We start from the raw sequence: 10,493 nt of genomic DNA on the forward strand, positions 1-10,493 counted from the left end.
AGATCCCCCGGGATCGAGATCCGAGAGAAGGAACCACCCATGCGTCTGCCCGACCTGCTGGCCGATCCCCGGCCGTTCGCCCTGCTGCGCCGCCGTACGCCGGGCCGTGACCACGACACCGTGGAGCTGCTGCTCGGCCCGGTGCGCGAGGTCGAACACCTCGCCGACCTGCCCGTGGGCGACCGGCCGTCCCTGGCCCTGGTGCCGTTCCGGCAGATTCGCGAGCGCGGCTTCGACGTCCGTGACGACGGCACGCCGCTGGCGGTGCTCACCGCCGAGGAGACGTACGAGCTGCCGCTCGGCCAGGTGCTGGCCGAGCTGCCCTCGCACGAGGTGCGGGTCGAGGGCGGCGGCTTCGACGTCGGCGACGAGGAGTACGCGGACATCGTAGGGCGGGTGCTGCGCGACGAGATCGGGCGGGGCGAGGGCGCGAACTTCGTGATCCGGCGGACGTACCGGGGCGGGATCCCGGGGTTCGGCAGGGCCGACGCGCTGGCGCTGTTCCGGCGGTTGCTGGAGGGCGAGCGGGGGGCGTACTGGACGTACGTCGTGCACACCGGGGACCGGACGCTGGTCGGGGCCAGCCCCGAGGTGCATGTGCGGATGTCCGGCGGCACGGTGGTCATGAACCCGATCAGCGGGACCTACCGGTATCCGGCGGGCGGGCCGACGCCCGAGGACCTGCTGGACTTCCTGGCCGACGGCAAGGAGATCGAGGAGCTCTCCATGGTCGTCGACGAGGAGCTCAAGATGATGTGCACGGTCGGCGACCGGGGCGGGGTGGTGATCGGCCCGCGGCTGAAGGAGATGGCCCACCTCGCGCACACCGAGTACGAGCTGCGGGGGCGGTCCTCGCTGGACGTGCGCGAGGTGCTGAAGGAGACGATGTTCGCGGCGACCGTCACCGGGTCGCCGGTGCAGAACGCCTGCCGGGTCATCGAGCGGTACGAGCCGCTCGGCCCCGACGGCACCGCGCGCGGCTACTACGCGGGGGCGCTGGCGCTGCTCGGGCGGGACGCGGGCGGCGCGCAGACCCTGGACTCCCCCATTCTCATCAGGACCGCCGACATCGACGCGGCCGGGCGGCTGCGGGTGCCGGTGGGCGCCACCCTGGTGCGCGGCTCGGACCCGGCGGGCGAGGTCGCCGAGACGCACGCGAAGGCGGCCGGGGTGCTCGCGGCGCTCGGCGTGCGGCCCGGCCGGCCGCGCGAGGAGGGCGGGCGGCCGCGGCTGGCCGACGACCCGCGGGTACGGGCGGCGCTCGACGGGCGCCGGGCCGCGCTCGCCCCGTTCTGGCTGCGGATGCGGGAGCCGTCCGGGGAGCCGGCCGGGCACGCCTTCGTGGTGGACGGCGAGGACACCTTCACGGCGATGCTCGCGCACGTGCTGCGCTCGGCGGGCCTGGAGGTGACCGTGCGCCGCTACGACGCGCCGGGGCTGCGGGAGGCGGTGCTCGCGCACGAGGGCCCGGTGGTCCTGGGTCCCGGCCCCGGCGACCCGGCGGACACCGGCGACCCCAGGATGCGCTTCCTGCGCGCGCTCACCGCCGAGGCCGTACGCACCCACCGGCACGGCGTGCTCGGCGTCTGCCTCGGCCACGAGCTGATCGCCGCCGAGCTGGGCCTGGAGATCGTCCGCAAGGAGGTCCCTCACCAGGGCGCGCAGACGGACGTCGAGCTGTTCGGGCGGACCGAGACCGTCGGCTTCTACAACAGCTTCGTGGCGCGCTGCGACGACGAGGCGGCGGCCGAGCTGGCGGCGCACGGCATCGAGGTGAGCCGGGACGCGAACGGCGAGGTGCACGCGCTGCGCGGGCCCGGGTTCGCGGGCGTGCAGTTCCACCCGGAGTCGGTGCTGTCGCTGCGCGGCGCGGAGCTCGTGCGGGAGCTGCTGGGTCAGCTCCGCCCGGCCGCGGGCACCAGCACGTTCTCGGAGCGGCGGCCCGCGGTGTAGTCGAGGACGTTGCGCACCGTGGCCTCGACGATCTCTCCGACGGCGTCCCTGGTGTAGTACGCCTGGTGGGAGGTGACCAGGACGTTGGGGAAGGTGACGAGGCGGGCCAGTACGTCGTCCTCGACGGCCTGAAGGGACTTGTCGAGGAAGAACAGGCCCGCCTCCGCCTCGTACACGTCGAGGCCGACGCCCGTGAAGCGGCCCGCGCGCAGCTCCGCGACGAGCGCCCCGGTGTCGATGAGGCCGCCCCGGCTCGAGTTCACCAGGATCGCGTCGCTCTTCATGGCGCGCAGGGCGGCCGCGTCGATCAGGTGCCGGGTCTCGGGCATCAGCGGTACGTGCAGACTGACCAGGTCGGCCTCGGCGAGGAGTTCGTTCTTGGGGACGTACTTCATGCCCAGTTCGGCGCAGGCGGGGTTCTCGGCGACGTCCCAGCCGAGCAGCCGCATGCCGAAGCCGTGGGCGATCCGGGTGAACGCCTCGCCGATCTTGCCGGTGCCGAGCACTCCGGCGGTGCGGCCGTGCAGGTCGCGGCCCATCAGTCCGTCGAGCCTGAAGTCGAAGTCGCGGGTGCGGGAGGCGGCGCGCACGATGCGCCGGTTGACGGCCATGCCGAGGGTCCAGGCGAACTCGGCCACGGAGTACGGCGAGTAGTACGAGACGCGGGCGACCGTGAGGCCCAGGCGTTCGGCGACGTCGAGGTCGATGTTGTTGAACCCGGTGGAGCGCTGGGCGATCATCCGGGTGCCGCCGGCCGCCAGGGTCCGCAGGACGCGCTCACCGAGGTCGGCGTTGACGCTGGTGGAGACGGCCTCGTAGCCCGCCGCGATGGGCGCGGTGTCCTCGCTGAGGAACACGTCCAGGCAGCGGATGTCGCAGTGGCCCCTGAAGGCCCGCTCGATCAGGGGTTTCTCGTCCGCCTGGACGCCGAAGGCCAGGATCTCCATGGTTCCTCCCGGTACGAGGTGGTCACCGCCGACGGCAGGGCGGCGACCACCTCCGCGCCGGTGCTCAGCCGAAGAAGACGCCGACCTCGTCGTACAGCCGCGGGTCGACCGTCTTCAGTTTGGCGGTGGCGTCCGCGATCGGCACCCGGACGATGTCGGTGCCGTGCAGCGCGACCATCTTGCCGAAGTCGCCGTCGCGGACGGCCTCGATGGCGTGCAGCCCGAACCGGGTGGCCAGCCAGCGGTCGAAGGCGCTGGGCGTGCCGCCGCGCTGCACATGGCCGAGAACCGTGGTCCTGGCCTCCTTGCCGGTGCGCTTCTCGATCTCCTTGGCCAGCCATTCGCCGACCCCGGAGAGCCGTACGTGCCCGAAGGAGTCCAGCGTGCCGTCCTTGAGGACCACGTCGCCGTCCTTGGGCATCGCGCCCTCGGCCACCACCACGATCGGGGCGTACGAGGCCTTGAAGCGCGAGGTCACCCAGGCGCAGACCTGGTCGAGGTCGAAGCGCTGCTCGGGGATGAGGATGACGTTCGCGCCGCCCGCGAGGCCCGAGTGCAGGGCGATCCAGCCCGCGTGCCGGCCCATCACCTCGCAGACGAGCACCCGCATGTGCGACTCGGCGGTGGTGTGCAGGCGGTCGATCGCCTCGGTGGCGATGCCGACGGCGGTGTCGAAGCCGAAGGTGTAGTCGGTGGCCGACAGGTCGTTGTCGATGGTCTTCGGGACGCCGACGACGTTGATGCCGTACTCGTCGGTGAGCCGGGCGGCGACGCCGAGGGTGTCCTCGCCGCCGATCGCGATGAGCGCCTCGACCTCCTGCTTGGCCAGGTTCTCCTTGATCCGGCGGATGCCGTCCTGCTGCTTGAGGGGGTTGGTGCGCGAGGAGCCGAGGATGGTGCCGCCGCGGGGCAGGATGCCGCGGACGGCGGGGATGTCGAGCCGTACGCTGTCGTTCTCCAGAGGACCCCGCCAGCCGTCCCGGAAGCCGACGAATTCGTAGCCGTACTCCTGCACGCCCTTGCGGACGATGCCCCGGATGACGGCGTTGAGCCCGGGGCAGTCGCCGCCTCCGGTCAGTACTCCGACCCGCATGGAAAGTCCCTTCGCCACGGTTGCGTGAGAGGTCTCACGCTAATAGTGATCCAGGTCACTTCGTTATGGGTCGTATGGTCAATTCCCGTGCAATGCAAAGGAGTTGATCGGCCGCCTTCACCCGATCGTGGGAAGCGAGCGGTTTACGCCTCGTCGAGGCCGCGTTCTATGGCATAGCGGACCAGTTCCACCCGGTTGTGGAGCTGGAGCTTGCCCAGGGTGTTCTGCACGTGGTTCTGGACCGTGCGGTGCGAGATGACCAGGCGTTCGGCGATCTGCTTGTAGCTCAGGCCCTTGGCGACCAGCCGCAGCACCTCGGTCTCCCGGTCGGTGAGCCGGGGCGCCTTCGGCTCGTCGGCGTCCGCGGCGGGCGCGGGCTCGGAGGCGAGTCTGCGGTACTCCCCGAGCACCAGGCCCGCGAGGCCCGGGGTGAACACCGGGTCGCCGACGGCCGTCCGGCGCACCGCGTCGATCAGCTCCTCGGTGGAGGCCGACTTCAGCAGATAGCCGGTGGCGCCGGACTTCACCGCCTCCAGCACGTCGGCGTGCTCGCCGCTGGCCGACAGGACCAGGACCCGCAGCGCGGGGTTGGCGCCGACCAGCTCCTTGCAGACCTGGACGCCCGGCTTCGCCGGCAGGTTCAGGTCCAGGACCAGGACGTCCGGGGCGGCGGCGCGGGCCCGGCGCACCGCCTGCTCGCCGTCGCCCGCGGTGGCGACCACCTCGAAGCCCGCCTCGGCCAGGTCGCGGGCGACGGCGTCGCGCCACATCGGGTGGTCGTCGACGACCATCACCCTGACCGGGCCCCCGCCCGCCTGCCCCGCCGCTCCGGCCGTCCGAGTCATCACCGCTCCGCCGTTCCTGTCATCGCTTCGCCGTCTTGCTCACGGCGCCCTTCGGCACCGTCAGTTCCACTTCCGTGCCCTGGCCCGGCACCGAGACCACCTCGGCCGTGCCGCCGATGTCGCGCAGCCGGCCGCGGATCGACAGGGCAACGCCGAGCCGCCCCTCCCCCTCGGCCTGGGCGAGCCGCCCCTCGGGGATGCCGGGGCCCTCGTCGCGCACCGTCACGATCACCGCGTCCGGCTCGTCCTCGAGAAGGATCCACGCCCGCGCGTCCTCCCCGACGTGCCTGCGGACATTGTCCAGCGCGGCGCCCACGGCGTCGGCCAGCTCGCGGCCCGCGGCGGGCGGGAGCGGCACGGGGGCGCCCGGCTCGGAGAGGGTCACCCGCCCGCCCGCGTACCGGGCGAGCAGCGGGCGCAGGTCCACGGGCGCCCCGTCGTCGTCCGGCTCGTCGACGGCCCGGACCAGCGCGCCCTGCGCGGCGTCCTCGCAGACCCGGGAGACCGGCACCAGGCCCCCGGAGACCAGGGTGCGCAGCGCCACCTCCTGCTCGCCCGCCATCCGGCCCAGTTCCTCCGCCTCCCCGCCGAGCACGGTCGCGCGCCGCTGCACCATGGCGAGAACCTGGAGGACGCCGTCGTGGATGTCCCGGGCCAGGCGCTCGCGCTCGCGGGTCGCGGCCTCGATCTCCAGGGCGCGGGCGAGAGTGCGCTCGGAGGCGCGGGCGACCTCGACGACGTACCCGATGGCGATGGAGGCGACCCAGACGAGGACCACGTTGTGCACGGTGTCGCGGGTCGGGGCGCCGCGCTCCACCACGTTGGCGGCGGCGACCAGCGTGGAGGCGAAGGCCGCCCAGCGCCAGCCGCCCTTGATCGCGAAGGCGAGGACGGAGCCCGCCGTCCATATCGACGGCAGGGTCGGGCCGCCCGCCTCGATCCGGTCCGCCGCGTCCGCCGCCCGGGTGAGCAGGACGCCGGCGAGCGCGATGGTGAGGTCGGCGGCCAGGAACCGCTTGGTGCAGCTCGCCGCGTTCGCCACCTTCGGCAGGGTGGCGAGCGTCCAGGCGCACAGCACCACGTAGAAGCCGATCGCCACTCCGGGCCGCGGGAACCTGTCGTACGCGGTGGCGAAGAGCCCCACCGCGTAGAACATGGTCAGCACCCGGTAGGCGGTGAGCGCGCGCCACAGCGGCTGCTCGACCGACATCCTCAGGACTCTCTCGCGTTTCGGCATGTCCCCCACCCCCTGCGCCCCGCCCCCTGACGGACGCGGCCGGAGCCCGGACCGTTCCCGGCCGGTTCCGCCGGGCCCGGCCCGCTACTTCTCGGCCTTTTCCTTCTCCGCCTGGGCAAGCGCGGTCCTGGCCGCCTTCTCGGCGTCCTTCTCCGCCTTCGCCGCCTCCGCGAGCTGCCGCTTGGCGGCCGTCGCGTAGATGTCGACGTACTCCTGGCCGGAGAGCTTCATGATCTCGTACATGACCTCGTCGGTCACCGCGCGGAGCACGAAGCGGTCGTGCTCCATTCCGTTGTACCGGCTGAAGTCGAGCGGCTTGCCGATCCGGATGCCCGGGCGCATCAGCTTGGGCATCACCTTGCCCGGCGGCTGGATCTTCTCCGTGTCGATCATGGCGACCGGGATGACGGGCGCGCCGGTGGCCAGCGCCACGCGCGCGAGGCCGCCGGGCTTGCCCCGGTACAGCCGTCCGTCCGGCGACCGGGTGCCCTCCGGATAGATGCCGAACAGCTCACCGCGCTCCAGGACCTCGATACCGCTCTTGATCGCCGCCTCGCCCGCGCCGCGCGCGCCGGAGCGGTCCACCGGAAGCTGGCCGACGCCCTTGAAGAAGGCGGCCGTCATCCGTCCCTTGAGACCGGGCGTGGTGAAGTACTCCGCCTTGGCGATGAACGTGACCTTGCGGTCGAGGACCGCGGGCAGGAAGAAGGAGTCCGAGAACGACAGATGATTGCTCGCCAGGACGGCGGGGCCCTCGGCGGGGATGTTCTCGAGGCCTTCCACCCAGGGCCGGAAAGCGAGCTTCAGCGGCCCCCCGATGGAAAACTTCATTGCGCCGTAGATCAACCGAGTGCCCTCCTGTGTCGTCGGTGAGACCTTAACCCGGAGCGCCGTCAAAGGGCCCGACGGCCCTGGTCGGTGTCAGTGCGGTCGCGTACCGTGAAATACGCCCCGAGCGGTCGGGGCGTTCCGCTCCGCCGTCGTGTCCGCGTGACGTATTCCGTCGCGTGTCCGTGTTACGTGTTCGGTCGCGTGTCCGTGTTGCGTGATCCGTCGCGTGTCCGTTCCGTGTTCCCCTCCGCCCACTTCACGAACAGGAGACCGAAGGTGCCGGTCCTTCCCGGAGCCGAGCCGTACCGCCACGAGGGCGGAGAGATCGGCGTCCTCCTCTGCCACGGCTTCACCGGTTCCCCGCAGTCGCTGCGCCCCTGGGCGGAGTATCTGGCCGAGCGCGGTCTGACGGTGGCGCTGCCGCTGCTGCCCGGGCACGGCACCCGCTGGGAGGACATGCAGGTCACCGGCTGGCAGGACTGGTACGCGGAGGTGGACCGGGAGCTGCGCGCGCTGCGGGAGCGGTGCGCGCGGGTGTTCGTGTTCGGGCTGTCGATGGGCGGCGCGCTGACCCTGCGGCTGGCCGCCCGGCACGGCGACGAGATCAGCGGCATCGTCCTGGTCAACCCGGCGAACAAGGTGCACGGCCTCGCGGCGTACGCCCTGCCGGTGCTGCGCCATCTGGTCCCCTCCACCAAGGGGATCGCCAGCGACATCGCCAAGGAGGGCAGCACCGAGCTCGGCTACGACCGGGTGCCGCTGCGCGCCGCGCACTCCTTCAGGGAGTTCCTGCGACTGGTCGACCGCGAGCTGCCGCAGGTCACGCAGCCGCTGCTGCTGCTGCACAGCCCGCAGGACCATGTGGTGCCGCCCGCCGACTCGGCGCGCGTCCTGGGCCGGGTGTCGTCCGTGGACGTGACCGAGATCCTGCTGGAACAGAGCTATCACGTCGCGACGTTGGACCATGACGCGGACCGGATCTTCGAGGAGAGCCACGCGTTCATCGGCCGGCTCGCATCCGGCGCCGGCGAGGAGTCCGGCGCGGGTCGGGTGGGTCAGCTCGGAGAGCTGGGTCAGCAGGAAGGGACGGCCACCGGTGGCTGAGCACGACGCGGATCGCGGCGAGCCGGACGAGAAGGACGCCTCGCGCGGCGAGGAGCAGAGCGTCCCGTTCGACGAGGAGGCCGCCTGGGCGGCGATCGTCGCGGGGTACGGGGACGAGCCGCCGGACCCGCCCGGCGCGAAGCCGTTCAAGTCGGTGGAGGACCTGGCCCTGCTCGAGCCGGAGACGAACGCGTCCCCCGACGAGACCGACAGGACCGACGACTCCGGCGACCCGGGCCGCCGCTCCCCCGAGCCCCCGGCGCCGGCGAAGCCGCTGGGCAGCTCGGTCGCCTTCGCCCCCGGCGTGCTGAACGGCGGTCCGCGTGACTACTCCCCGCCCGGGGCCTCGGACGACGACCTCGGCGAGGACGACGAGGGCCACTTCGTACCGCCGGAGCCGCCCCCGCTGCCCGCGGCGGACGCGACGGCCAGGTTCGCCTGGCTCGCGGTGGTCGGCGGCCCGCTCCTGCTGCTGCTCGCCGTCCTGCTCCGCTGGGACATGACCTGGTGGCTCGCCACGCTGGGCATCGGCGGCTTCCTCGGCGGCTTCGCCACGCTGGTGACGCGCATGAAGACGGACGAGGAGGACGACGGCGACCCGGGGCGGGGCGCGGTGGTCTGACCGTACGCAGGCATATGTGGGCCCGCCGGGATGTCTCCGGCGGGCCCTCGCGCATGCCCGGCGAGCTTTTCCACGGCAGGACGGAACCCGATTCCGCCCATCGGCGAAGGACAGGTGAACCACCGATACGAGCCCGAGCCTTCGAGGCGTTCACCGACGAAAGGAGCCCCGATGACCGTCGAACCGGGCGTCCACCCGCGCGACGGCTTTCGCGAGGACAGTGACGCCCGCGTGATCGAGCGGTCCCGGGACGAGCCCGAGCAGTTCGCCGCGCTCTACGACCGGTACGCCGACGCCGTGCACCGTTACGCGGCCCGGCGGCTCGGTCCCGAGGCGGCGGAGGATCTGATGGCGGAGACGTTCACCACCGCCTTCCAGCGGCGCCACACGTACGACCTGGAGCGGGCCGACGCCCGCCCCTGGCTGTTCGGCATCGCGACCAACCTCGTGAGCCGGCACCGAAGAGCCGAGGCACGCCGCTTCAAGGCGCTCGCCCGGGTCCCGGAGCCGGTCGAGCACGAGGAACCGGTCGCGGAGCGCGCGGTCGCCAGAGCCGGTGCCACGGGGGTGCGCCGGGAACTGGCGGCCGCGCTGTCGGGGCTCTCCGCCCGGCACCGCGACGTCGTCCTGCTGGTGGCCTGGGCCGGCCTCGACTACGAGGAGGCGGCCCACGCCCTCGGCATACCGGTCGGCACCGTCAGATCCCGGCTGCACCGGGCCCGCAGCAGACTGCGCGAAGCACTGGGTGGTACCGATCCGACGGCTTTCCGGGAGGCAGACGCCCATGCATGACTCGCCCGAGCTCGACCGGCTGCGCGACTGGGACGCGGGGGCCGCCCCGCTCGACGACGACACCAGGCACCGGGTCCGCGCCCGCCTGCTCGCCGCGATGCGCGACGCGGCGCCCGCGCCCGCCGTACGTCCCCGCCGCACCGTGCTGCGCGTCGCCCTGACCGGGGCGGTGGCCGCCGCGGTCGCCGCCACCACGCTGGTGGCGGTGCGCGACGGCGACGGCGGCACGACCGCGGCCCCGCCCGGCAGCAGCAGCTCCCCGGCGATGCGCACGGTGAGCGCGCGGACGGTGCTGGACGGGGCCGCCGCCTACCAGCGCGCGCACGAGCGGACCGTCGCCCCGCGCGACGACCAGTTCGTCTACACGAAGGAGATCGTCAAGGAGACGGACCGGAAGACGGGCGCCACGAAGACGTACGTCGACGAGAACTGGCACTCGGTGGACGACTCGCGGCGCTCGTGGGTGATGGAGCTCGGCAAGGGCTGGTGGTCCGACCCGCCGGGCAAGAACGAGTCGCACTGGCCCACCCAGGACTGGACGCGGCTCAAGCAGCTGCCGACCGACCCGGACAAGCTGCTCAAGGCGATGCGCGCCCCGTCCGACCGGACGCCGGACTACTCACGGCCCATCGCCGAGGGCGAGTGGCCCCTGATCCAGATGTCCCTCGCGGGCCTGCTGTACCGCATCCCGGTGATGCCCGCGGGCCTGCGGGCCGCGGCGTACGAGGCGCTGGGCAAGGTGCCCGGCGTGAAGGCGACCCCGGGGGTCACCGACGCCCGGGGTCGCGAGGGCATCGGCATCACCTACACCGGCGGGATCGGCCTGGACTCCACGTTCGTCTTCGACCCGGAGACCTACGCGTTCCTCGGTTTTCGGTCCACCCGGACCTCGGGCGACGGCGCGGACAGGAAGACGTACACCCAGCTGACGTACCTGGACAGCTGGGCGATCGTCGACAAGGCCAGGCAGCGGCCCTAGGGAGTGTTTTCAATGTGCCGCTCATAGCCACTCGTTGATGGCCGCGACCAGCACGGTTGCCTCGTAGCGGACGGCGAGTTTGTCGTAGCG

10 protein-coding genes are annotated in these 10,493 nt (G+C 72.6%); 5 read left to right on the plus strand and 5 right to left on the minus strand.

Going from position 1 to position 10,493, the window contains the following annotated elements; genetic code table 11:
- The first annotated feature begins 39 nt into the window (after nt 1-39).
- Nucleotides 40-1,953: an anthranilate synthase family protein gene (locus tag ACFV6E_RS38710; protein WP_385468194.1), complete on the plus strand. Its 1,914-nt coding sequence runs from the start codon at nt 40-42 to the stop codon at nt 1,951-1,953.
- Here the strand turns inward: ACFV6E_RS38710 and ACFV6E_RS38715 are convergent.
- From ACFV6E_RS38715 to ACFV6E_RS38735, 5 genes are all read right to left on the minus strand, one after another.
- Entirely contained in the window at nt 1,896-2,900 is a 1,005-nt protein-coding gene (locus ACFV6E_RS38715; RefSeq protein WP_385170304.1) for a 2-hydroxyacid dehydrogenase, read from the minus strand. The genes ACFV6E_RS38710 and ACFV6E_RS38715 overlap by 58 nt on opposite strands.
- A 64-nt stretch (nt 2,901-2,964) precedes the next feature.
- The gene (locus ACFV6E_RS38720; RefSeq protein WP_385170301.1) at nt 2,965-3,993 is read right to left on the minus strand and encodes a 6-phosphofructokinase; all 1,029 of its coding nucleotides are present in this window, start codon (nt 3,991-3,993) and stop codon (nt 2,965-2,967) included.
- Between the two features lie 143 nt (nt 3,994-4,136).
- A complete protein-coding gene (locus ACFV6E_RS38725; RefSeq protein ID WP_385170298.1) occupies nt 4,137-4,838 on the minus strand; it encodes a response regulator in 702 nt (233 codons plus the stop codon).
- A 19-nt stretch (nt 4,839-4,857) separates the two neighbouring features.
- On the minus strand, nt 4,858-6,075 hold the full coding sequence (gene macS / locus ACFV6E_RS38730; protein WP_385468196.1) for a MacS family sensor histidine kinase: 1,218 nt from the start codon (nt 6,073-6,075) through the stop codon (nt 4,858-4,860).
- 84 nt (nt 6,076-6,159) lie between these two features.
- Nucleotides 6,160-6,906, minus strand: coding sequence for a lysophospholipid acyltransferase family protein (locus ACFV6E_RS38735; RefSeq protein ID WP_385468199.1), 747 nt, complete (start codon nt 6,904-6,906; stop codon nt 6,160-6,162).
- A 276-nt stretch (nt 6,907-7,182) separates the two neighbouring features.
- On the opposite strand from ACFV6E_RS38735, the gene ACFV6E_RS38740 reads away from it, so the two are divergent.
- The 4 genes from ACFV6E_RS38740 to ACFV6E_RS38755 all read left to right on the plus strand — a co-directional run bounded on the left by ACFV6E_RS38740 (nt 7,183) and on the right by ACFV6E_RS38755 (nt 10,403).
- Nucleotides 7,183-8,010 (plus strand): alpha/beta hydrolase, encoded by an 828-nt coding sequence (locus ACFV6E_RS38740; protein WP_385170290.1) that lies wholly within the window; start codon nt 7,183-7,185, stop codon nt 8,008-8,010.
- Nucleotides 8,003-8,632, plus strand: a complete 630-nt coding sequence (locus ACFV6E_RS38745) for a hypothetical protein (RefSeq protein ID WP_385468203.1) — start codon at nt 8,003-8,005, stop codon at nt 8,630-8,632. Before ACFV6E_RS38740 ends, ACFV6E_RS38745 begins: the two co-directional genes overlap by 8 nt.
- A gap of 171 nt (nt 8,633-8,803) precedes the next feature.
- Nucleotides 8,804-9,424, plus strand: coding sequence for an RNA polymerase sigma factor (locus ACFV6E_RS38750; protein ID WP_385468206.1), 621 nt, complete (start codon nt 8,804-8,806; stop codon nt 9,422-9,424).
- Nucleotides 9,417-10,403: a CU044_5270 family protein gene (locus ACFV6E_RS38755; protein WP_385468209.1), complete on the plus strand. Its 987-nt coding sequence runs from the start codon at nt 9,417-9,419 to the stop codon at nt 10,401-10,403. Before ACFV6E_RS38750 ends, ACFV6E_RS38755 begins: the two co-directional genes overlap by 8 nt.
- Nucleotides 10,404-10,493: the final 90 nt, after the last annotated feature.

The organism is Streptomyces sp. NPDC059785, assembly GCF_042732375.1.
Classification (GTDB): domain Bacteria; phylum Actinomycetota; class Actinomycetes; order Streptomycetales; family Streptomycetaceae; genus Streptomyces.